Source organism: Ginsengibacter hankyongi (genome assembly GCF_008710285.1).
GTDB classification, from domain to species: domain Bacteria; phylum Bacteroidota; class Bacteroidia; order Chitinophagales; family Chitinophagaceae; genus Ginsengibacter; species Ginsengibacter hankyongi.
Map to the genome: position 1 here is coordinate 1 of NZ_VYQF01000006.1, position 23,212 is coordinate 23,212.

Annotated in this window: 27 protein-coding genes and 2 pseudogenes; 20 read left to right on the forward strand and 9 right to left on the reverse strand. The window is 37.3% G+C overall.

Annotation, left to right across the window (positions count from 1 at the left end):
- Together FW778_RS23230 and mobC are read left to right on the forward strand one after the other, a co-directional pair.
- On the forward strand, positions 1–867 hold an 867-nt coding region (locus tag FW778_RS23230; protein WP_202552319.1), incomplete at its 5' end, for a relaxase.
- An 11-nt stretch (positions 868–878) separates the two neighbouring features.
- On the forward strand, positions 879–2,864 hold the full coding sequence (gene mobC / locus FW778_RS16975; RefSeq protein WP_150416019.1) for a conjugal transfer protein MobC: 1,986 nt from the start codon (positions 879–881) through the stop codon (positions 2,862–2,864).
- A 647-nt stretch (positions 2,865–3,511) separates the two neighbouring features.
- On the opposite strand, the gene FW778_RS16980 is transcribed toward mobC, so the two are convergent.
- A complete protein-coding gene (locus FW778_RS16980; RefSeq protein WP_150416020.1) occupies positions 3,512–4,123 on the reverse strand; it encodes a 2'-5' RNA ligase family protein in 612 nt (203 codons plus the stop codon).
- Positions 4,124–4,125: 2 nt separating this feature from the next.
- On the reverse strand, positions 4,126–4,653 hold the full coding sequence (locus FW778_RS16985) for a hypothetical protein (protein ID WP_150416021.1): 528 nt from the start codon (positions 4,651–4,653) through the stop codon (positions 4,126–4,128).
- A gap of 85 nt (positions 4,654–4,738) precedes the next feature.
- Between FW778_RS16985 and FW778_RS16990 the strand changes: the two genes are divergently transcribed.
- The 11 genes and pseudogenes from FW778_RS16990 (at position 4,739) to FW778_RS17035 (ending at position 13,703) form a co-directional block, all read left to right on the forward strand.
- Positions 4,739–5,176: a LexA family protein gene (locus tag FW778_RS16990; RefSeq protein WP_202552320.1), complete on the forward strand. Its 438-nt coding sequence runs from the start codon at positions 4,739–4,741 to the stop codon at positions 5,174–5,176.
- On the forward strand, positions 5,164–6,429 hold the full coding sequence (locus FW778_RS16995) for a Y-family DNA polymerase (protein ID WP_150416022.1): 1,266 nt from the start codon (positions 5,164–5,166) through the stop codon (positions 6,427–6,429). The genes FW778_RS16990 and FW778_RS16995 overlap by 13 nt, the downstream gene beginning before the upstream one ends.
- A 3-nt stretch (positions 6,430–6,432) precedes the next feature.
- Entirely contained in the window at positions 6,433–6,930 is a 498-nt protein-coding gene (locus tag FW778_RS17000) for a hypothetical protein (RefSeq protein WP_150416023.1), read from the forward strand.
- 64 nt (positions 6,931–6,994) lie between these two features.
- Complete coding sequence (locus tag FW778_RS17005; RefSeq protein ID WP_150416024.1) at positions 6,995–7,768, forward strand: SOS response-associated peptidase; 774 nt, start codon at positions 6,995–6,997, stop codon at positions 7,766–7,768.
- A gap of 52 nt (positions 7,769–7,820) precedes the next feature.
- On the forward strand, positions 7,821–8,036 hold the full coding sequence (locus tag FW778_RS17010; RefSeq protein ID WP_150416025.1) for a hypothetical protein: 216 nt from the start codon (positions 7,821–7,823) through the stop codon (positions 8,034–8,036).
- 265 nt (positions 8,037–8,301) lie between these two features.
- Positions 8,302–8,739, forward strand: a complete 438-nt coding sequence (locus FW778_RS17015; protein ID WP_150416026.1) for a DNA-formamidopyrimidine glycosylase family protein — start codon at positions 8,302–8,304, stop codon at positions 8,737–8,739.
- Positions 8,740–9,181: 442 nt separating this feature from the next.
- Positions 9,182–9,689: pseudogene (locus FW778_RS23765) on the forward strand (AMP-binding protein); the annotation flags it as partial.
- Between the two features lie 246 nt (positions 9,690–9,935).
- The gene (locus tag FW778_RS23770; protein WP_394349803.1) at positions 9,936–10,250 is read left to right on the forward strand and encodes an AMP-binding enzyme; all 315 of its coding nucleotides are present in this window, start codon (positions 9,936–9,938) and stop codon (positions 10,248–10,250) included.
- A gap of 391 nt (positions 10,251–10,641) precedes the next feature.
- Entirely contained in the window at positions 10,642–11,532 is an 891-nt protein-coding gene (locus FW778_RS17025) for a hypothetical protein (protein ID WP_150416027.1), read from the forward strand.
- Positions 11,533–12,145: 613 nt separating this feature from the next.
- On the forward strand, positions 12,146–12,760 hold the full coding sequence (locus FW778_RS17030) for a hypothetical protein (protein WP_150416028.1): 615 nt from the start codon (positions 12,146–12,148) through the stop codon (positions 12,758–12,760).
- Positions 12,761–12,959: 199 nt separating this feature from the next.
- A complete protein-coding gene (locus FW778_RS17035) occupies positions 12,960–13,703 on the forward strand; it encodes an ankyrin repeat domain-containing protein (RefSeq protein ID WP_150416029.1) in 744 nt (247 codons plus the stop codon).
- A 362-nt stretch (positions 13,704–14,065) separates the two neighbouring features.
- Here the strand turns inward: FW778_RS17035 and FW778_RS17040 are convergent, their stop codons facing one another.
- Both FW778_RS17040 and FW778_RS17045 read right to left on the reverse strand, forming a co-directional pair.
- Positions 14,066–14,731 carry an NADPH-dependent F420 reductase gene (locus FW778_RS17040; protein ID WP_202552323.1) on the reverse strand — a complete coding sequence of 222 codons (666 nt, stop codon included), beginning with the start codon at positions 14,729–14,731 and terminating at the stop codon, positions 14,066–14,068.
- Between the two features lie 207 nt (positions 14,732–14,938).
- Complete coding sequence (locus FW778_RS17045; RefSeq protein WP_150416030.1) at positions 14,939–16,204, reverse strand: serine hydrolase domain-containing protein; 1,266 nt, start codon at positions 16,202–16,204, stop codon at positions 14,939–14,941.
- A 273-nt stretch (positions 16,205–16,477) separates the two neighbouring features.
- On the opposite strand from FW778_RS17045, the gene FW778_RS23600 reads away from it, so the two are divergent.
- The 5 genes from FW778_RS23600 to FW778_RS17065 all read left to right on the forward strand — a co-directional run bounded on the left by FW778_RS23600 (position 16,478) and on the right by FW778_RS17065 (position 19,249).
- The gene (locus FW778_RS23600) at positions 16,478–16,606 is read left to right on the forward strand and encodes a hypothetical protein (RefSeq protein ID WP_262714418.1); all 129 of its coding nucleotides are present in this window, start codon (positions 16,478–16,480) and stop codon (positions 16,604–16,606) included.
- 56 nt (positions 16,607–16,662) lie between these two features.
- A complete protein-coding gene (locus FW778_RS17050; RefSeq protein WP_150416033.1) occupies positions 16,663–17,307 on the forward strand; it encodes a hypothetical protein in 645 nt (214 codons plus the stop codon).
- A 392-nt stretch (positions 17,308–17,699) separates the two neighbouring features.
- Entirely contained in the window at positions 17,700–18,152 is a 453-nt protein-coding gene (locus FW778_RS17055; protein WP_150416035.1) for a hypothetical protein, read from the forward strand.
- Positions 18,153–18,229: 77 nt separating this feature from the next.
- Positions 18,230–18,790, forward strand: coding sequence for a hypothetical protein (locus FW778_RS17060; RefSeq protein WP_150416037.1), 561 nt, complete (start codon positions 18,230–18,232; stop codon positions 18,788–18,790).
- A 189-nt stretch (positions 18,791–18,979) separates the two neighbouring features.
- On the forward strand, positions 18,980–19,249 hold the full coding sequence (locus tag FW778_RS17065) for a hypothetical protein (RefSeq protein ID WP_150416039.1): 270 nt from the start codon (positions 18,980–18,982) through the stop codon (positions 19,247–19,249).
- An 82-nt stretch (positions 19,250–19,331) separates the two neighbouring features.
- Here the strand turns inward: FW778_RS17065 and FW778_RS17070 are convergent.
- From FW778_RS17070 to FW778_RS17080, 3 genes and pseudogenes are all read right to left on the reverse strand, one after another.
- Positions 19,332–19,594, reverse strand: a pseudogene (locus FW778_RS17070) (transposase); the annotation flags it as partial.
- Between the two features lie 205 nt (positions 19,595–19,799).
- On the reverse strand, positions 19,800–20,456 hold the full coding sequence (locus tag FW778_RS17075; RefSeq protein WP_150416043.1) for an NADPH-dependent F420 reductase: 657 nt from the start codon (positions 20,454–20,456) through the stop codon (positions 19,800–19,802).
- Between the two features lie 276 nt (positions 20,457–20,732).
- Positions 20,733–21,371, reverse strand: coding sequence for a helix-turn-helix domain-containing protein (locus FW778_RS17080; RefSeq protein ID WP_150416045.1), 639 nt, complete (start codon positions 21,369–21,371; stop codon positions 20,733–20,735).
- Between the two features lie 142 nt (positions 21,372–21,513).
- Between FW778_RS17080 and FW778_RS17085 the strand changes: the two genes are divergently transcribed.
- On the forward strand, positions 21,514–21,747 hold the full coding sequence (locus FW778_RS17085; protein ID WP_150416046.1) for a hypothetical protein: 234 nt from the start codon (positions 21,514–21,516) through the stop codon (positions 21,745–21,747).
- Positions 21,748–21,912: 165 nt separating this feature from the next.
- Positions 21,913–22,062 (forward strand): hypothetical protein, encoded by a 150-nt coding sequence (locus tag FW778_RS23240; protein ID WP_202552324.1) that lies wholly within the window; start codon positions 21,913–21,915, stop codon positions 22,060–22,062.
- Between the two features lie 81 nt (positions 22,063–22,143).
- On the opposite strand, the gene FW778_RS17090 is transcribed toward FW778_RS23240, so the two are convergent.
- A complete protein-coding gene (locus FW778_RS17090; RefSeq protein WP_150416048.1) occupies positions 22,144–22,551 on the reverse strand; it encodes a VOC family protein in 408 nt (135 codons plus the stop codon).
- Between the two features lie 17 nt (positions 22,552–22,568).
- Entirely contained in the window at positions 22,569–23,171 is a 603-nt protein-coding gene (locus tag FW778_RS17095) for a thioredoxin family protein (protein ID WP_150416050.1), read from the reverse strand.
- Between the last annotated feature and the right edge of the window lie 41 nt (positions 23,172–23,212).

The following is a 23,212-nucleotide window of genomic DNA, read 5'->3' on the forward strand; positions in this document are numbered from 1 at the left end:
AACATCGGAAAAAATCAATCTGCAAAGGCAAGAAAGGAAATTGAAATTGCCTTTAAACTTATAAAACCCGAAGACCAGAAGAAAGAAAAATCAGAAGAAATCACGACATTGGATTTGCGTCGTTTGACTTACGGAAAATCTCCAACAAAAAGAGGAATTACCAATGTACTTGATGCTGTGCTCCCGAAATATAGATACGCTTCTCTCGCAGAACTAAATGCAATTCTTAAAATATATAACCTGGTGGCTGACCGCGGAAAAGAAGGTGGAATTATTTTCAAAAAAAATGGGCTTATTTACAGGATACTCGATGAGAAGGGAAATAAGATTGGAGTTCCCATTAAAGCGAGTTCTGTCTACAATAAGCCTACCCTCTCCTACCTCGAAACAAAATTTAAAGAAAATGAAGTGTTGAAACAAGGTCATAAAAAGAGTTTAAAGACCACCCTTGACTGGATTATGTTAAGGCCTCCGAAAAATTTAGAGGCATTTAAAGAAGCGCTTGAAAAAGAAAAAATAAATCTCGTTGTCCGGCAGAATACTGATGGCATCATTTACGGCCTCACTTATATTGACCATAAAACAAAATGTGTTTTTAATGGCAGCGATATCGGGAAAGAATACAGCGCCAAATCCATTCTCGCTACATGCGGAATCGAGCAATTAATTCCTAAACAGGAGTTATCTGCGGAATTCAAAATCTCAACTTCAAAAAGCGGCAATATGCACACTGAGATCGACAGGCAACCTGAGTTGAAAAAGAATTTGCTAAGTGCACTTGATGCAGTCCTTTCCCCTGAAGAAACATTTAATTATGTTCCTTATCACCTTAGAAAACAAAAAAAGAAAAAAAGAAAATCACCATAAAATTATATAAAATGCAAACCGGGGAAAATGAACAGGGCTTAAGGAAGATCCTTGACATGACGAGAATGATTAGCATTGCGCTGTTGCTTCTCCATATTTATTATTACTGTTATGCCGCATTTAAAGCATGGGACTTTCGGTTGGATACAACGGACCGGCTATTACAAAATATTTACAGAACAGGTTTATTCAGCAACTTCAATAAGTCAAAGCTGATTGCATTGGGCATGCTTATTATCTCCCTGATTGGAGTAAGGGGGAAAAGAGATGAGAAAATCAGTTTTAAGAAAGCATTCTATTATATCATAATCGGATTATTGCTATACTATTTTAGTTATACAATTATGCTCTTTAAGGTTAACATTTTTATCATCGCTGAATCTTACATTACGGTAACCGCACTAGGATTTATTTTTATTCTTACCGGTGGAAGTCTGTTGTCTCGGATCATTAACACCAGGCTAAATAACGGTGTCTTCAATTCTCTCAATGAAACATTCCCGCAGGAAGAAAGATTGTTGCACAATGAATATTCCATCAATCTACCGGCCACGTATAACCTAAAAGGGAAATTGCGTAAAAGCTGGATCAATATTATCAATCCCTTTCGCGGACTACTGGTAATGGGTTCGCCTGGCAGTGGCAAATCTTATTTTATTATTCAGCACATAATTAAACAACATGTTCAAAAAGGGTTCAGCATGTTCGTTTATGACTTTAAGTATGATGACTTAAGTAAGATTACCTATAATCAATATTTGAAAAATAAAAAGAACTATAAGGTAGAGCCGAAATTCTACGTTATAAATTTTGATGACCTGAACCGTTCAAGCCGTTGCAATCCGCTAGACCCTTCAACAATGAATGACATTACCGATGCAGCGGAATCTTCAAGAACTATAATGCTTGGCTTGAACCGGGAATGGATAAAGAAGAGCGGCGATTTTTTTGTCGAATCACCCATCAATTTTGTTACGGCTTTAATCTGGTTTTTGCGAAAATATAAAAATGGAAAATATTGTACGCTTCCGCACGTGATTGAACTTGCGCAAGTATCCTATGATAAATTATTTTCCATATTAAGAGCAGAACCGCAGATTGAAGTTTTGGTTAACCCTTTTGTAACTGCTTACCTCAATGAAGCAAAGGAACAATTGGAAGGACAGATCGCGAGCGCGAAGATTAGCTTAAGCAAATTATCTTCTGAAAAATTATATTATATCCTTTCCGGAAATGATTTTTCTCTTGATATAAATAATCCCATACAACCCAAAATAGTTTGCATGGGTAACAATCCACAAAAGACTTTAACTTATGGGGCTGTTTTATCGCTTTACATTACTGCTATCACGAGGGTGATGAATAAAAAGAACTGCAACAAGAGTTCTTTAATTTTCGATGAATTTCCGACGATCTATTTTAATGGAATGGATAACCTTATCGCCACCGCCCGTTCCAATAAAGTTGCGACGACTTTAGCTGTGCAGGACGCAAGCCAGTTAAAACTTCATTATGGAAAAGAACAGGCAGATGTTATTATGAATATTGTTGGGAATATCATCAGCGGCCAGGTTAGCGGTGAAACTGCCAAACAACTTTCAGAAAAGTTTGGGAAGATTTTACAGGACAGGCAGAGCATTGCGATTAATCGAACCGATACATCCATTACAAAATCAAAGCAACTGGATCTTGCCATTCCGATCAATAAAATCTCATCACTTTCAAGTGGTGAATTTGTTGGAATGGTTGCTGATAATCCTGATGAGAAAATTGAGCTAAAAGCTTTTTGTGCCGAGGTTATTAATGATCATGAGGGCTTATCGAAAGAACAAGAAAGGTATAAGGAATTACCTGTAATTTCAGGCATTAATACAGGTGATGTTTTGAACAATTTTCTTCAGATTAAAAAAGATGTGGAAGAGATTATTCAAACAGAAATTGAACGGATGATGGATACCCCGGGATTGATGGACCTGATAATTAGAAAGAGTGCGTAAGGTCATTCTCAAAAGGGAAACAGAACGTATTGAAAGCTCAGAAACTAATATTATTTAAATTTCCATGATTGTTAGAGAGCAAGTGTCAGTAGATCATTGAGCTGGCTCTTATATTGCTCACATTTATTTTCCAACCTTTCTTTTAACCCTAACAATTGCCTTCTTTACTCAAAACATAAACAAGCAGGCCATTATTCTTTTCATCCTCATCAAACACCATATAGTCGCAATTAAAGACCCTCACATGACAGGTATTTTATCATCATGATTTGTGGCCTCCACAAATTTAAGCAATGGTGTTGCGGTAGGTTGATCCGGAAATTTGAAGGTTAAACCGGTATCCAAATCATTAATAGATAGTCCGACAATTGTGCTGTTGTGATGTGTTTTTATGGAAAGCATCGGGTATTTATCATTAAGAAGATCAACGGTAATTTTTTTTATTCCATAATCCTTAATGCTGACAAACGTTTCTCTATCAAGACCAGGCAAAGTATAGGGTGACCCAAAGTTCTAGTTTACTTCCTTTTGGAATAAGCATTACTCCCTTAACATTATCAAAAAACTTCTGCAGTTCTTTTGAATGTAAAGAATTACGCCCTTATTTTCTTGCATATGAGTTCTCCTCGTCTTTACAGTCAAGGTGGTTAGAATAATTCACCCTGTTTTATATCAACGGGCAAATTCTGAAAATCAAAACTTTCAATTGGTTTAAATTTATTTTCACCTTCCTTCTTTCTCAATAGTATCATTCTATTTGCAATAAACTTTCCAGTGAAATGAATGTGACTGTATTCAACCCATCCCTTTTCGTATTGCCAGGGCTTAAGTTTTCTTGCTATGGTAATATGGGCGTCAGTGATAAAATGCGGTTTATTGTCAGCATCAAATTTCATCAGGCGTTGACTATCTTCTCTAATCTTTCTCACCAGTTCTATTATTTCATTCCTGCTTGTAACATTTATGAATATAGTATGCGAAGGAAAGCTGCCAAAATCTTTTAGTTCAATTTTTATAGGATGGAAAGCCATTGCGACAATCCTCAATCGGTTTATGATCCTTTCTTCAAATGCCTGTATTTGCTTAAAGGTAACAAGGATCAGTTGCGGGAGATAGACTGACTTATATTCTATCTTGTACTTTTCTATAAAATCCTTTTGGACAGCCATTATCTTTCGGGCAAGGTCGTCGTGTGGGGTTAGAATAATTTTATATTCGTTTACCCTGTACCCCGGAAGATTGATGAGAGGTGTGTCCATTGTCATTTAAATTTCCGGTTACAAATAAATTCTTTTTTGCATTCATGCACAACTTTATGAACAATCTCCCGGTCAATCGGTGCAGGGTCTATCATCCGTACAGAAATGGATTCCCAATTAGGTTTGCCCTCCTTTAAATTAAACTGGTAATCACCATCAAAATGTATAGAGTACGGATAATCATCTCCTTCGCGATAGGCTACCCATACCAACATATTCCTCTCACCATGTGTAATTTCGAACTTATACCAGTCCTCATGCATTACTGCTAAAAAGCTTTTCAGTTCATTCTGCATCGCAAGTAGGTAGGGCCCATATCTCTCTTCGCTAACAACCCAACCGCCATCATCTTCGCTTGTGATAGCCTCAAAACTCACACCATTAGAAAACGTTATCATAAGGCCATATTGAACAGGATTCTTTGTTTCGCCTAAAATCTCCGCGAGCATTTTCTTACCATTAACTACGCATTTAATAGTTACCGGCTCTTTAAAGGGCTTGTAACCTGGCTCAAATATCTTTTGTTTCATGAAATATAATTTTATCTCAAATTTAAAAAAACTAATTAATTTAGCAAAATAAAACTAAAAAATGTACCAACACCTAAAATAATTCATGATGCAACCTGAACAAGTCATCTCAAAAAGTTCAATATTAATTTTCGAAGGTAAGGTGCCCACAGGCTTTCCTTCACCGGCTATGGATTATATGGAAAAGCGTATCGACCTTAATGAAGTATTAATAAAACATCCCCTGTCCACTTTTATATGCGAATCGGAAGGATTGTCGATGATCAATGCCTTTATACCGCCAAGAGCGAAATTGATTGTGGACAGATCAATTACACCTAAAAATGGAGATATCGTTTTAGCCTCCATAAATGGAGAATTCACGGTTAAATATTTAAAGAAGAACGATTTTAAATGCTGGCTTTGCCCTGCCAATTCTACGTTTAAGGATATAGAAATCACCGAAGAAATGGACATGCAGGTCTTTGGCGTCGTAACAACAATACTGATAACTCCGAATGAAATAAAATCATGTATGCATTAGTGGACTGTAATAATTTCTATGCAAGCTGTGAACGCTTGTTTCAGCCACATCTCAATGGAAGGCCTGTCGTTGTATTAAGCAACAACGATGGATGCGTAATTTCGAGAAGCGATGAAGCGAAAGCACTCGGTATTGCAATGGGTACGCCTGCATACATGAGTGAACCTTCCTTCAAAAAAAACGATGTAAAGGTTTTTAGCAGTAATTATACCTTGTACGGTGATCTCAGCGATAGGGTGATAAAAACACTCGCTGCATTTGCTCCCAGGATGGAGGTGTATAGCATTGATGAGTCTTTTCTGGATCTAAGCGACTTATACAACACCGATCTTCTTCAACTCGGAATTAACATTCGCAAAACAGTTCTGCAGAACATAGGAATTCCAGTATGCGTCGGCATTGCTCCCACGAAAACATTGGCCAAGATGGCTAACCGTTATGCAAAGAAAAAATATAAATCTGTTGGAGTTTTTTACGCTGCCAATGAGCAGCTGAAAAATGAAATGCTGGAATATACTGAAGTTGGGGACATTTGGGGCGTCGGGCATCAATATGCTTTATTATTAAAAAAAAATGGTTTTCACACTGCCAAAGATGTAACCCATATACCAGCAGATTGGATGCGACAAAACATGAGCGTAGTTGGCCTGAGAATGCTAAATGAACTAAACGGAATACCTTCTATTGAGTGGGAATATGATGCTAAATCAAAAAAAAACATCTGTACCAGCAGATCGTTTGGAAAATTAACCAATGACTATTCACTCATAAAGGAAGCGGTAAGCAACCACGCCGCAACATGCGCATTAAAACTAAGAACTCAAAGTTCCGTGTGTACAGAAATAAATGTTTTTATTGGTACCAATCCACATAAGGTCGAACATAAACAGTTGCATCATGCCATTACCATCCGGTGTTCCACTCCAACCAATCTTACAAAGGAAATTATCGGCTATGCCCTCAAAGGACTTGATATTATCTTTCGCCCTGATGAATACCTTTACATGAAGTGTGGAGTAATGGTATTAAATATAATGCCGGAAAACTCGGTACAGGCAAATATGTTTGATGGTGTGCATCGCTCCAGGGATAAGATACTTTCAAAGACCGTTGACCTGGTAAACAAGTCTATGGGTAAAGATACTGTGAGGATGGCAGTTCAGCGTTTCGAACGACGATACAAGTTACGAGCCGGCCATCTGAGCAGCAAATACACAACTGACATTAACCAGATATTAAAGGTGAGAATTTAAAATATGCTACAGCCTTTCGTTCCATTCGAAAAAATTCATTTAAAACAACTTATTGATTTAGGATGTATTTATATTGTTACGCAAACTTATCACCGGGTTGATCATTTTAAGGAAAGAAAAGAAGTACAATTATTATTAACTGATTATAAGGATTTGGGACCAGCCACCATGCACTACAATGCGGTAAGGAGTGATAAGTATGCGGCAATTATAAATTTAAAAAACCGTAAACATCTGGCCAAGATTGAGGAGATGATGACGGGAAATAAATACGACCTGTTTTGGGGAATTTTAAAAAGTTCCGCTGATTTAAAAAAAAGATTAGAGGCATCGTATAAACCTAAAATTCGCCAATTTTTAATGACCAAAACGTCCTGGCGAATTGCTACGGATGAAGAAGTAAAAACCCAGTTTGAAGTAACGTTCGGAGAGCTGTTTTTAATTCTGAAATGGCGCACGCAAAAATTAAGAATTAAATTTGAGGAAATAGAAAAAATATGAATATTTGTTGATTTGCGCATATTTGCGAAATACTTGATATGATTAAAATCAAAGAAATTAAATAATGTGTTACGATATAAGTTTTACAATTAATGTTCGTGAGCTATCAGATTACTTTCCGGATTTGGTTTTCGATGACCAGTTGGAAATTAATTTTCAAGGTGCCGTTCACATAATGGGGCATGGTTATGGAAAACATCCTATAATCTATTATAATAAAGAAGATAATCGTATTCACTGCAAAGCTATGGAATGGGGATGTATTCCATTTTATGTAAAGGATGAAGATACCTTTAAGAAACAACGTGCTACTATGCTAAATGCCAGAAGCGAAAGAATATTGGAGGATACTAAAAGTTATTGGTATAAAATTAGGAACAGACGCTGTTTGATACCTATGAATGCGATGTATGAACACCGGGAAATAGAAGGATGGCAAAAGAAGGTTCCATATATCATCGGACTTAAACACCAGGATACTTTTTTTATACCGGGATTATATTCTGTGGTGGAATTGCCCGATAAGTCAACAGGGGAGCTAATAAAAAGATGGACTTATACCCTTATTACGAGGGAGGCAAACAGCGTCATGCGATTAATACATAACGGAGGCGATAACAAATGGAGAATGCCTTTGTATCTAACGCCTGAGCTTACCCGAAAATGGTTAAAGGATGATTTAACACTTGAAGAATATAAGGATATTTTAAATTTCGAGATGCCTACGGAAGAATTACAATATCATACGGTGTATACAATCAGAAGTCCTAAATCACGCCCTGATGACAAAGAAAAGAATGAATTTTATGAATGGCCTGGGTTACCCGAATTAATATGAGAGTTCTTAAAAAAGTAAAGCCGTAAAAAAAAGAATCATCAACTAATATATTATGACCGATAAGTATGTTACAATAGACGTTTCAGGAGTAATAATTGTCATAGCTGAAAGAATAGATAATTCGGGAATGACTAAGGCTATCCTTAAAGTTGCGATCGACCCCACCGAAGCCGCAAAATTTACTAAAGCACAGGAAGAAAAGTGGACATCAAAAAATAATAAACGTATGCAAGCTATATGCAAGTTTATGAATGAAAATGATTTGTGATAGTTTAATCCCGAGAAATGTTGTAAGGCCCTATAAAGGAAGATGAAGGTTGGCGAGATTTACAAGCTGAGATAAATGTGTCGGCATAAAAAAGCTCCTGAATAAAATCCAGGAGCTCCTTGCGTCGGCCGTTCCAAAATAGAACCAGACCAAAAATAAGATTGAAGTTTGAAAACGTTGAGTGTTTTATTCACAAACAATCCACTTTCAGACGAATAAATTTACAGAACGCTACAAGATATTGTTTACATATTAGTGTTATAAAATGTCCGAATTACCCGATATAGATGTATTCTCCGCTAATTTGAATTCAATTTTTGCGGGGAAAAAAGTGGTGAAAGTAAAAGTAGTTAACGGTAACAAATTAAAAGATAAACCGCAAGATATTATAACTAACGTACAAGGTAAAACGCTGAAATCGATCTACAGGTCAGGAAAAGAGATGAGATTTGAATTTAAGGATGGCTCTTTGTTAGGGATGCACCTAATGCTTACGGGAGATGTTTTTGTTTTTGATAAAGAAAACGATCATAACTCTACGATCATTGAATTCCATTTTAATAATGGTAAAGGCCTGGCCTTAACTGACAGGATGAAAAATGCCAATGTGAAGCTCAAGCCGGAAGACAAAGACGCTGTCGAGGCATTGGATAAAAGGCCGACAGGCAAGACACAGAGCACCATATTTTACTTTACAAAATAGAGGATTTGTATGTTGAAGTTTATTATTCCAAAGAACACAACATCAGAACAAAATTCAATCCTTTCAGCGAGAATGAACTACTCGACGTTTACTTACCTAAAAATTAATATTGAAGAATAAAAAACCAGGTGTTAATCTGACCGTTTAGTTATGTTGCCGATATATTTTCGTCTAACCGTCACAGTTACCTTTGGTATAAGATTTAAATAGACCGGGATGTTTCTTAAAAGTTTTCAACAATTCGATAAACCTGCGGTACTGGCATGATTTATGACCTATAAGTATAATCTCATGGATATCGGATCGGAAGGGGTGGATTAATATCTGCCCCTTTTTTATTCAAGTTGTTTGAGTAACACTTTTCGGCTTATTATTAGTAATTGTACTTGATACAAATGCCGATGATCCGTTGTTTTTATTCTTTACATCCGGCACTACGGGTATGCCAAAGGTGGTAACACATACACATATTAGTTATCCAATAGGACATTTGACCACGGCTTCATGGATTGGTATAAGGCAGGGCGATGTGCATTACAATATCTCACAGCCGGGCTGGGCAAAATTTGCATGGAGCAGTTTTTTTTGCGCCCTGGAATGTTGGGGCCACTATTTTTGCTTTTTATCAACCAGGGCGTTTTAGTGCGAGTGAACAACTGTCCATGCTTGAAAAGCATAAAATCACGACATTTTGTGCGCCTCCTACTGCATTACGCATGCTCATACTCGAAGATCTTAAATCCTATTCCTTAAGCATACGGGAGTGTGCGGCTGCCGGTGAACCATTAAACCCCGAGATCATTGAAGTTTGGAAGAAAGGCACTGGCCTCACGATTCGCGATGGATACGGACAAACAGAAAGCACCTTGCTCGTTGCAAATTTACCGGGCGAGCAATTAAAATACGGATCCATGGGGAAACCAACTTTCCTGTATGATATCGTTATCGCTGATGAAGATGGAAATGAATTACCGCCGAATGGTGAAGGCGACATTACAGTGAAAACCAATACCGGCAGAACCAATGGATTATTTACGGAATACTTTGGCGAACCGGATAAAAAGAAAGAAGTGTTCAGGCATAATTTGTATTACACGGGTGATAAAGCATATAAAGATGAGGATGGGTACATCTGGTTCGTTGGCAGGGATGATGATGTTATTAAGTCTTCTGATTACCGGGTAGGTCCTTTTGAAGTGGAAAGTGTTTTGCTTGAACATGAATGTGTGGTGGAATCTGCAGTGGTTGGGAGCAGGCATGCCGTAAAAGGATTTGTGGTAAAAGCATTTATTGTTTTGAGTGCAGGCTATGCTCCGGATGAACAAATTGCTAAAGAAATTTTTGCATTCGCTAAAAAGAATCTGGCGGCTTATAAGACTCCCCGCATTATTGAATTTGTAACAGAGCTTCCTAAAACGATCAGCGGAAAAATAAGACGCATTGAACTACGGGCCAGCGAAGAACAGAAGATAATTCAGCATCTAAAAGGAGACCATGAATATTATTTTTAACGAGTCGTGATGATGAACAGCACTCAACATTTAGATACCATATTTCAATCGTGGTCGCCCTTAATTTACTTAGTAGGCTAACAAAACGAAACTAGCCTTTCCTCTTAGCACCCTCTCTACTTAAGAAACTTACCTCCACACAGTGTGTCTCTACTTTTCGCCCTGAGCTACGGAGGACAAGGCCGGCCAAACTATAAGAGCTTTGGCTTTTAAAGATTGAAGGCTGTTCTAAAATAGAGTATTTGTATATATCTTCATCAACAGTTTTTCAACCCGATAACTATCGGGTGGGCTAGCGTTGCCGGCTAAACGAATAGGGTGCCAGCATATCAGCCAGTCCAATCATTGATGGGCAACCCAGGGGCAAATCGAGAATTTAAAAATATAACAAATGATGATTAAGGGCTTTATTGCGCTTTTACTACTTACTTTTTCGTCATTTGTATTTGCACAAGGGAACTTACTGGACAGAAAATACAAATTAGGGGATTCTTATCAGTACAAATTAACCTGTATAGAATACCATAATGGCAAATGGGAATCAACTATTGTTTCAATTTGTAAATTAAGCGTTGGACGGGATAGTAATGGAGTGTATTTTGACGAAATTCACTGGGTAAGCAAAAAGGTATTTTCACAAAAAGATACCATTGACCAAAAAGAAAAAGCAATATTAGTTAAACCATATCATATTTCACTTCAGAAAAATGGGAAGCTCGATTTGCCTAAAATTGAAATCCCTGCAATGACCGAACCGATACAAGATTTTAATACTTTTTTTGTTGCAATAAGCCCCCAAATGGGAACGACCGAACTAAAGTCAGCAGGAGATTCTATTTCAAAAAAAGATTTAGTGAAAGCAGACTTTTCAAATGGCGACTTCATACTTAAAGGAGATGACTGTTTTTCTATCAAATTAAAAATGACAGGTGTTACAAAAATAACAGTGATGACTGAAGTTGATTTTTTACCTCCACAAGTAATATGCTTTCCATACTTGCTGGATGACATGAAAACCCCTGTTATTGACGGCATAATCAATAATTTTCAAATGGTACAGCCAACAGGCAATCAAAAATTTAATGTCCAATATGGGAGAGAAATATTTTACATAAACTCTATAAACCAAAGAAGTGATGGCAAGCTTTTAAGCGCTACAATGAATAATACATTAAACCTAAAGTTGAAAATAAATTGTGACAAAGATTATAAAAATAGCCAGACCGAAATACCGTTTACTATTCAACGTAACCTTAAATTGGAATTACTCAAAATTAATTGAATTGTGAAGGGCTTACCCATTTGGTTCCTATGTAAAGCGGTTCCTGGGGAAAGATAATTATAAAGGGCTCGCATAATATTTTGGCAAAGCAGATTTATAAAATTGAAATGAATTTTGGCGCTAATATTAGCCCCGCAAGAGTTCTGAACCATAACAGTTTCCGGCCATTTAAACAATTGACCTTTTCGCATGTTTCTTTAATTCACTTTGAGGTTAATATTAACTTCAATAATTATTAAAACAATAGCTGATTATACTAAAAATGATTATTAAAAAGATTGATGATAAAAGTGTATTTATTCAAACTCAAATAACATGAAATGTACAGAAAAGTATAATAAAAGAGAATAAGGATGTTATACACTGACCTATATATTTTATCTTTTCATACCCAAAGGGTACGGCTTATGAATACCTATCATCATCTGTTCACATATAAAAAGAAAGATTGACAAATAGCCATACGTTTTGTTGAGCTAAATAAAACGTTTACTTTAGACTGGTAGTTGCATTGACTCACCTAAACAATACAAAAAACGAAACGATTGGTATATGGAAATTAAGAACTTGTATAAATTGGGAGTGTCGTGCCAGTTGATAAAACTCCAATTAAATGACAAATCTTTTTAATGCCATTCTATTATCTATAAGTCATTGTAAAAGATGGATTCTTACGATTTTTATTATTTATTGTGTTTCCTGTTTGACTGGAATTATTATGGTACATTCTGGTAATTCATTTGCTTTGTCTTACGCAGACAAGATAGTTGGCAATGCCAACACCAATGACAATGCATCAATTAACTATCATAAGGGCAACAGGTTTAAAGCAGCTTTAATTGACTTTAGTGGAAATCTGTTTATCGGTTCAATTACGCAATCATTTTTGGGGCTTGGAGTAATTTTTCCATTCTTTACCACTGCATATCAAGGTTGGATTGGTGGAATTATTTCAGTTGACATGAAGCATCAAAGCAGATTAATAAAACCAAAAACGGCTTTGTATTATATTATTGTACTTATTTTAGAATGGATACCATATTCATTAACGATAGGCTCAGGGCTTGCACTTGGTATTAAAACTTATAAGCTAAATAAAGGTCGAAAATTATTCAAATACCAAATAGATCAATCCAGTTTAAAAGACGTTTTGCATATTTACTTATTTGCTATTCCTATATTTTTCTTTGCATCATGTTTTGAATTTTTAAGTAACTGGAATAATTAAAGCCTGCTCCAATGATGAATGACGGAAGAACAATCTGCATTTAAGCGGCTATCAGCTAATATTGGGCATACGGAATTCTTTTCGGCATTTGTTGTTAACTTCAACTAAAATTTTTCAATTGGGCTAAAGTTGTGGACTGAACGATATTAATGTCCAGCGGGCAGCAAGCGCTCACGTAGCGGTTATTTTATTTTTTTAAATGGACTATCTACGAAAAATAATAGGAGACTTTGAAATACATTCTGTAGAGAGCATCAAAGAATGCTTTGGAAATGGTGTTGACCCCAATCAGTTGTATAAAGGAAAGCCTCTTATTTACGAAATGATAAATATGTATTTACGAGGACCTAAGTTCAAAAACTGTATTAAAGCATTCGTGGACTTTGGTTTAAAGTTCGACGACAAAGTTTTATTGTCAGTTCTACTTGATGACGCAGCCTCACTTGACAAACTTTTGGCTGACAATAGGGACTTATTATTCAAGACATATTCCTTAGACTGCACTTTTACGCCACTTTATGAAGCATCTCTTTTACATATTTGTGCGGAATACAATCACTTAGCTTGTGCAAAAAAGCTTGTAGAACATGGCGCAGATATTAATATAAAAGCAGGGCTTGATGATAACGGCTTCGGTGGACAAACCCCAATTTTCCATACGGTTAATCAACATGCAAATACTTGCATAGATGTAATGAAATTTTTTATTTCTCAAAAGGCAGACTTGACCTTAACCGTACAAGGATTCATTTGGGGAAAAGGTTACGAATGGGAAACATTTATTCCTTCAGTTAATCCTATAAGTTATGCAATGATGGGACTACTTAGGCAATTTCAAAGAACTGAACCACAGATTTATGAAGTTGTATCTATACTATTAAAAGCTAATTATGGAATAGATTATTTTCCAGCAAATGTTCCAAATAAATATTTGAGCAGTTAATAATAACAAAAGAAAAAACAACCGCTAACAAGAGGTGACCGGTGCACAATTGCCACTTAATAAAAATAGCTAAGGCGCAAAATCCATCAGAATAGTTTCAACAAACAGATAAGAAACAATTTCGACTAACCTTTACTGTTACCCTCCATAAACCCTATTACAAAAAACGATGGATTTCAAAAATGAAAAAGTTTTTATGAAAGGCTGAGAGGGAAAATTTCTTTTTTGGTGACGGCAAAACAATCTACTGACAGCAGAAGGCTAGTGCTAACAATGAACTTTTAATTATAAATTTGGCAATGGTTACGAGCAGACGAAATTCTTCCACAATGGCACACAACCCACCCTTCTCCAAGCTTAAACTACCTCTTGAGAAGTTTAAAAGCGATGTTTCTGCCTTTCCCTTGCATGATGGCAAGATTTATCCAGGACAAGGCAAATTTTTCTAACAATTCCACTTTGTCTGACTTGCCAAAATCTATACAAGAGCCAAAACCTGCGTCTTTAGCCAATTGAGATGCAATTGATTTTGCTTTCTCACTATCACCAGCCATATACATATCGATTGCAACACCATTATAAATTGGATTTGACATGTTTTCAAATCCTGTACTATTGAAACACTTTACAATTTCGGCATTAGTTTTATCAGCAAGACAGTGGTAAACGGTTGGATAAGGTTCAGGCTTATTCACAACAGCATTTGTAGCATCAAGAATCACTTTCCCTTCAACATTACCCATTTGCTCTATAATTTCAAAAATGGCTGTTGGCGGTGTAGCTATTAAAACAACTTCTGATTTTGCAACGGCTTCTTTTATAGAAAAGACTCTTGTATTTTCATTGTTCAATAATTCTTTTCCTTTGAAGTTTGAGATATTCTGAACCCCTAAATATATTTTGTGCCCCTTCTTTGCCCAGTTTGTTGCTAATGCACCGCCTACATTCCCCGTACCAATTATTGCTATTTCCATCTCGTTTAATTTAATATTTTGGCAATTTAAAAAGATTGTTTTCAGATTAACCATTCGTCCACGCTGCTATGACCAATTTTTCCGTTTCTGCAACCGCTTTTGTCTACAGTAAGATGCAAAAATAGGTGGACAATGGAAGAACAACTTTGTGAGATTTATAAAATTGAAATAGATTTTAAAGGTCCATATTAACCCCGGTAACTAGCGGTTTTTAAGGTAAGATAATTACTTTGAACCAACAATCATAAAATACAGTCCAGATCAATTGTCGATCAATTGATACGCTGAGGCCCAAAAGTCGTGCGTAATAGCTGGAAGTTTCAGAAAGTCCGGACGCCGCTGAATCATGAGTACACCCACCAATTGTTCTTTGGGGTCAACGTACCATGATGTGCCAAAAGCCCCGTCCCAACCAAAGCGACCGGTTACTTCACCAAGATCCGTGTTCTTGGTCGTAACGCCCAACCCCAGGCCCCAGCCACGCGTATCCCAGAAGTTCTCAAAGAATGGCGATGCAGCCTTCTGCTCTGCAGTGAGATGATCCATGGTCATCAATTCGATGGATGGCCTGGAAAGGATGCGCTCCCCGTTATAAGTACCCTTGTGCACCATCATGAGGCCGAAGGCGGCCATGTCATCAACAGTGGAGACGAGTCCTCCTGCACCAGCTTCAAACAGAGGAGGCTGGGCTACTTGTCCACCGCGTGCCTCATCTAACACAACGAGTTCTTTGGTAAACAGGTCCGTTCCGTAGCAAGTTGGGAGCCGGTCGATTTTCGCTTCGGGTACAAAAAATCCCGTGTCCTTCATGCCGAGTGGTTCGAAAATACGCTCACAAAGAAACTGGCCAAGCGATTGGCCTGAAACGCGGCTGATCAGCACACCTAATATTTCGGCACTCATGTGATACAGCCATCGTTCGCCTGGTTGAGATGCAAGTGGCAGGTTTCCTAAACGTTTCATGAACTCGTCAGGTGTGCCGGGGAATATCCATTCAGTTAGTGGAAGACGCGCCTCCGTCATAGCCTTTTGTAGCGGACAGGTGGGCGAAGTAAATGCAACTTCACCATACCCCGAACGAAAGGTTAAGAGATCGCGCAGGGTAATGGGGCGGTTAGAAGGTATGGTGTCATCAAGCTGGCTATCGATGGTTCTTAGCACTTTCCGGTCCTTCAGTTCCGGTAACCATTCATCGACCGGATCATCAAGCCGGAGTCGGCATTCTTCTACCAACATCATGGTGGCCACTGCCGTGATGGGCTTTGTCATGGAGGCCAGCCGAAATATCGTATCCCGCTGCATAGGTACATCGCTGTTAAAGGCCATAGTGCCTATCGCATCCACATGCTCATGCCCGCGGTGGTGTACAAGGGTTACAATACCGGAGGCCCATCCACTATAGATATAGCGTTGCATGGCCGAATGCATTCGGTCGAGTCGCACAGGAGAGAAACTGCTGTCGCCAGATACTTGTGTATGTTTGAGTATCTTTCTATTTTTCGGAGAGTGAAGTTTGTGTTCTTGCATGATGATGAGTTTTGTTTATGGGTGTCAAATGAATAGTTATAACCAATAATTCTTTACGGCATGGGGTTTTGGGATTGATCTTTAGCGGCAATAAACATTAATTAGTAAACAGCCTTTTATAATAGCGCAACATTGACCGTCTAAGTTAAATTAAGCTTCCACTCTCGTCTATGCTTACTATCAGTATTGCAAATGTTTGTTGTCATGCATCTGATTATCACGATCAGAATATTTTTTGTAGAATAAAGATTGTTATGGACTAAAAGAAGTAAAATGCCTAACAAACAAAGAGAAGAGAGCAGGCTTACCGCTGCCTGCCTTGACATACAGAAGGGACTCCCATCAGAACTTCATGCTGAATGCACGAACTTATTGTCAGATATCAACTCAAGTTGTGACTGAAATCATTTTCCATAAATTATTGTTTTATCATATTTACTTCATGGAAAAACAAAATTATGGATCCAACAATTTACAAGATAGGGTTTTGGTCAGGACTAATTGCCTTTGCAGCATCAGTAGCATATGTTATTGTTCAATTATTGCAGGTCATAAGTGTTTTCAATTCTCCAATGGATGAAATTCTGATTTATGGAACTTCACTTTGCATTGTTATACCTTTTGTTCTTGAAATACTTGTACTTCACTATGCAACTCCCAGTGAAAAAAAGTTTTGGAGCCATGGGGCTCTGATTTTCGCTGTTATCTACGCGGTGTTTGTTACTGCAAATTATGTAGTCCAACTTGGGACAGTAGTTCCAATGAAACTTAAAGGTGTTTCACAGGAAATTCGTATTCTTGAGCAGACACCACATTCTCTGTTTTGGGACTTTGATGCTTTAGGGTATATATTCATGGGGTTAGCAACCCTAATTGCTATCCCCGTATTTGAGAAACATGGGTTTCAAAAATGGGTTAGGATTTCTTTCATAGCTAACGCACTTGTAACCCCTTTGATTACAATTGTATATTTCTACCCCGTGTATTCAGAAAAACTACTTGTTCTCGGTTTCCCTTGGGGAATTACAGCGCCATTGGCAATGTTACTCCTTGCTCTTATGTTCAAAAAAAATTACAAAACGAGAAATAATATCAACGAATAAACAGGTGTGCTTCATTACAACAATAGTACAAACGCACAACGAAGTATCCTACCTGCCTAAATTCTCCTGAGAGAGTTAATATTATATCTACATCAGTTAAAGCTAACCAGCAATTGCCCCGCGTAGGCAAGAAAATTCCACATTCATCTCAGCAAACAGATTAATCGCGTATCGGATTGAATCTTACTTAGCTGGCTGAAATCTAATTATTATGAGTTCACTGGCAATTCTGATGAAAAGCGCTTTGGACAAGTTGAGTAAAAGTGAAATTTTATACAAACATGGGTGGACTACATATTATTGGATTCTGAAGACATAACTACTTTTCTACGTTAATCGATTAAATGCAACGTTATATTTAATTTTAGTGTCAAGATTAGAAAACCTCAGGAATGCAAAAGTTACATTTGGTAATAGGATTTTCTATCTTACTGTTTTCCTGCAATAAAAGTGATCCGATTACAACCCCGAACTGTAAAAATCCAACAGGAAGTATTATAGGGCGTTGGGATCTTGTAGCCAACAGGTCATATTCTATCCCAGGCGCTCCAAATCCCAGCTGGCAAACGACCAATAAGAGCAATATTGTAACGATCATATTCTCGAAAGATTCATCATTTAACTATAATAGCAACTTCAACTTTAGTATGGATAATTATAACCGATTTACTGTAATTGATTCTGTTGATTTTAGGATCTATTCTACGAGTCCTCCTTCAGGAGGGAATTTTCCACATTATCTATCCGTATTTGTAAAAATGAATTTCCCCAATGAAATTGTGCTTACCTACATGGGAGTAGACGCTGGCGTACAAGAAAAATATGACTACAGTTGTACTAACTGATATTGAACTGAGAATTCTTCCTTGATCTGCCTCATTAAAAGTTCTTTATGCAGACACTATATTTTTTTGCGACAATTTTGACAATTCTTATTTTAGGTGTTAGAATTGTGATAAAACTTATTGGTAATAAGCCTATTTCCAAAACAATAAAGATATTCTTGGTTGTTGTTTTAACTTATATTTTTCTATGGACAATTTTCTTGTATAAAAGCGGACTTACAACCAATAATTTTGGAGAAGACGTTTGCTTCGACGATTGGTGTGCGACTATTTTATCATACGATAAATTTGAAAAAATTGGGGACCAAAATTCATTGGGACAGTTTATTGTTTTGACAATTAAAATGACAAACAGGGCAAGGGGAATTGATCAAAAACCATCTGAACCAAGAGTGCATATAATTGATGAAAAAGGGAATAGTTGGGGCGTTTCTCCTGTTGGACAGAATGCCTTTGAAAATTTAAAAGGATACCAAATTCCTTTAGATCAAAAACTTGAATTAAATCAATCTCTACAAACTAAATTAGTATTTGACATACCCAAAACTGCGACAAACTTAAAGGCAGTTATTGAAGAAGGACCGTTTATTACAAATCTCTTACTGCAAGAAGATAAAAACGTATTTGAATTAAAGTGAGAAGCACAACGCTCAATAAAGGGCTCCTGTTAAGGCTAAGCACGAGAAAAATAGTTGTTTAAAAATCGTATTTAAGTATCACATGATTCTTCATATCGATAATGTCAAGTGTAATTTATCATAAAGTATTGGGTAAAAGCTTCCGGTTAAAAAGCTTTTCATATCTTCCCTTATAGGTTTAATAGTTGAATGATTACGAACGAAGAAGATAAATCAACGCGATATAAAGAGGTAATAAAAAACAAGATCATCCTCCTCGCTGCTATATCTATGATGGAAGCAAAGAAAGAATTGGATAAAAATGGGAAAAACAACAGAAGTGTGAATCAGTTTTCGATGATAATAAATGAGCCTTGGTTTACGGCTTTTTGCAGATTTAGCTATCTAATACTATTATTAGGTCCAAAAGATGCTCGGAGAATGATGGAGGATTATTGGGGAGGATTTTCTAACCGCTAAAACGAACATGTGCATGAGGAATTTTTAATCCTGTGTAAAAGTTGCTCCCACTAAACTGAGCATGCCCGGAATCTTCACTGCATCTATCCCAGGGCGTCCATAAATCAATCGTCCCTTCAGCCGTTTTTAATTGCTTGGTACTATGACCATTTTTACGATTGCCTTTAAGGCGTCGATCTTCATCCAGGTGATCTTCAATTCAGTCCGTAATGCCACTTCCAGGAGATCTTTTAGCAAAGGAACGAAGGGCCCCATCCTTGCCAAACAAACTTTTGCTCGAACGAAATTGCTCAAGGTCTTCTTCTTTAATGCTTCGTAATCGAACTCTTCTTTTTTGTTTTCCATAAAAAAACTGTGTTTTAAAGTTCCTAATCATTTTGGAACTTTGACACAGTTTATTTTACAGCCTCCAATACACCTACTGAAGCTCTGGCTCGAGTAATATTAATTAATAATCTGTTTCATTGCTGCAGGCTTGTTTGTTTCAGGAGATGTTGTCTTAACTCTTTCCTGTGACTAATGCCTGATGTATGGAAACAACCAGTTCAGCTTAGCTTACAATTTTTATGTTGAATGCCCCATTGTTCGTTGCCGTGTAAATCTGTAACCATAAAGGCAAAAACATTTCTGTTCCTCTCGCCGTGGTGATGTCGCCCAAGTCGAGAATGTTTGCTTCATTCCACCCGAATGATTTTAAAATCTTTTTCACTTCTTCTTTTGCATTGGCATCGTTACCGCTTACAAAAGTACTGTGGTCACCCCCATTGATCATGGCAGGCTTCACCATCAGTCCACACCACATGGTGTTGAGCGCTTTTACCACTTTGGTTTGCGGAAATGTCTTTTGAATTTCTTCACCGAGAGAATTGGTATTCACTATTGCAAGTGAAGGCGGCATGCCGTTTGAAAAGTCAAGCGGGTTGGCAATGTCCACGATTATTTTGCCGTCCAGGTCTTTTTCGGCTGCCATTTTCAACGCCTCAATGGAACCAACACCTGCGGTACAGTTAAAAATAATTTCTCCAAAACCTGCTGCCTCAGCAAACGTTCCTGCGCTTGCTTTACCGTTGTGTTTGGCAACGAATGCTTTTGCTTTTTCATTTCCCTGAGTCCTGGATCCCATCATCACTTCATGTCCCAGCTCAATCAATTTTGAACCGATGGTGTCTCCCACCATTCCTGTTCCTAATACTGCTATTTTACTCATGTTTATATTTTTAGATGTTATTAAAATTTCACCATACAAAGGTGACCGTTTATTGCCGGTTAGTAATGGTCAATAACTTGGTTCTAATGGTAGATTCATAAAAAGATTTTGTTAAGAAAACAAAATTACTTCCCCTGCAGCAGGTTATTGCTGCAGCTTTAATATTTTCTTTTAGCCGGTTTTTTTTGATGTGCTTTTATGCGGTACCTGGTTTAAGATCAGGAATAGCTTACTCAATTTTCTACAAATTGCCTTGTGATTTCATTTGGCACCTGCCTATGATTTTTTTGATTTTCTGAATTCAAGGGGCGGCTGGTCAGTATGCTTTTTAAAGAACTTGCCAAAGTTGGCAGGATCAGAGAAGTTAAGCTGGTAGGCGATTTCGGCAATATCAAAATCTGTGAACCGGATGAGAGATTTTGCTTCGGTTAATAACCTTTCGTTAATGTAAGATAAAGCGTTTTTGCCGGATACAGATTTTACTGATTGCGAAAGATGATTGGGAGTAACATTCAGCATCTCAGCATAATCTTCAATCGTTCGCTTTTCAATGTAGAAGTTGTTTACCAACTGGACGAATTTTTGAATCAAAATCTGCTGCGGTGTAGTAAATCCTTCTTCCCACTGTTTAAAGGCATTGGTAAAATCCTTCAACTGGTACAACAATGCCAGCAATCTTATGGAAGCAACGATATGCTGACTTCCGGTTGCTTTTCCATAAGCCGAAAATACTTTTTCAAAGCCAGGCGCAAATTCCTTGAACCTGGAATTATTCAGCTTGAAGAAGTTTGTATGCAGCATATTAAAGAAGGGAAATTCCTTTTCAAAATCTGGTTTGAAGAATGAAAAACATTCCTTTTTAAAATAAAGAAGATACCCGTTTGCAGTCTCATCGCGGTAAAAACTGTACAGCAAACCAGGAGATTGAAAAACCAAAAAGGAATTGAGGCTGGTAACATTGGTATTATCATATGTGATTTTAGTTTTCCCAGCGTTTGAAACAAGTGCAATGAAATAAAAATCCTTGCGAAACGGGGGTTTTGTTTATCTTCATAATATGAAAGTTGCATTATTATTCATCCTTTCCTTGTTCACAATTTCAACAATAGCACAAACAGAAATCAAACTCGAGGATGTAAAAAATCATATAGGCGACTCCGTTAGATTACAAGCCACGATTTATGTTGGCAAATATTTGAAACCGGCGAAAAGTTCTCCAACTTTTTTAGATGTTGGCGGCAATTATTCTAATGCTCCTTTAACATTGGTTATTTGGGATGATGTACGCTAACAATTCCGGGATGCACCAGAGAATGCATTTAAAGGAAAGCAGGTATTTATCACAGGAAAATTATTTCTATGCAAGGACAAACCAGAGATTGTTATCAACAATTCGGAACAGCTTGTTCAGGTTGTTGCTGCACCCATTGAAAAACATTAAATTTAGACTAATGCAATGACCCTATACGAATTCAATTCTTTTGATGAACAGGAACAAGCAGAAGCTGTTTGGAGTGCCATACATAGAGGCGAAAGAAGGGACAGCGAACATAATGTACGTACTTTGGAATTTGTAGTTGGTTTGGCGGGAAAAGAGTCAGTCTAATGATGCACAAATGCTCAATACCCGTACTGATATTGAGCATTTAATACCTTGCGAATATTTCAATGCAATAATGGCGTTATTTTATTCCTCAGCGTGTAGTCCAACCCTGTTTCCTTCGCTGTCTATTATCAAAGCAATAAACCCTGCTGGAATTAGAAATTTAGGTGCGATAATTTTCCCGCCCGCTTGTTCCACTTTGTCAAGAACGGTTTGAATGTTTGGACTCGCGTTTATATACACCATAGTTCCATTAGTTGATGGGCTGTTCCTTTCTGATTTAGACAATACGCCAGTAACCCTTCCTGACGTGGCCTGCACAACATTTGGATTAAATGGAAAGAACACAGACTCATCGGCTCCGTCTTTTCGTATCACCATTTCAATACCAAGAATGGTTTCATAAAATGTTTTTGCTCTGTTGATGTCGGAAACGGGTATTTCAAACCAGGTAATGACATTGGTCGTTTCATCGATTTTCTCTAATTTCATTTGCTGCGTGTTTTAAGTTATAGTTTTACGTTTAAACAATCCGCTTTTGTGGCCCAAATACTTTCGCTGTAATTTTGTATAAGCCTCTCCCAATATGGAACAAGACTTTCCGCATTTCTTTTGTTCTGAAAGTAGGAAGCAACACCTGCCCAGTAAAGTGCTTCCGGTATTGATGGTTTGTTTGCAGTGGTTGCTATAAGGGATTCTAAAATTTCCAAAGCGGTATTGGGTTGTGCTTTTCTCAACGAAGCCATTGCTCTGCCGATTTCCAGCTTAGCTTCAAATTGCGGATCATTAAGGTAGCCTGTAATTTTCCTTACTTCACTTCCATCATTGGAAAAAACTATGAAAGTTGGAGTCCATAATATTGGGGAACAGTCAATTTTAGGAACATTTCTGTTGGTGATGTCATACTTAACGAAAACAAAGTAGTCATCAAGATACGAGCGGATCTCGGTTTTTTCATAAGTGGTAATTTCCATTTTTTTACACCCCTTGCAATTGGGAGCCCAAAAATCAGTTAAGACGGGTATGTGTTTTTGCTTAGCTATCTGAAAAGCTTTCGCGACTTCAGATTCTGTGAAATATTTTGTAGTTCTGTTTTTCATTAACTCTTGCATATATGAATATTTATGCAAAGTTTCCCAATAAGAATATCTTT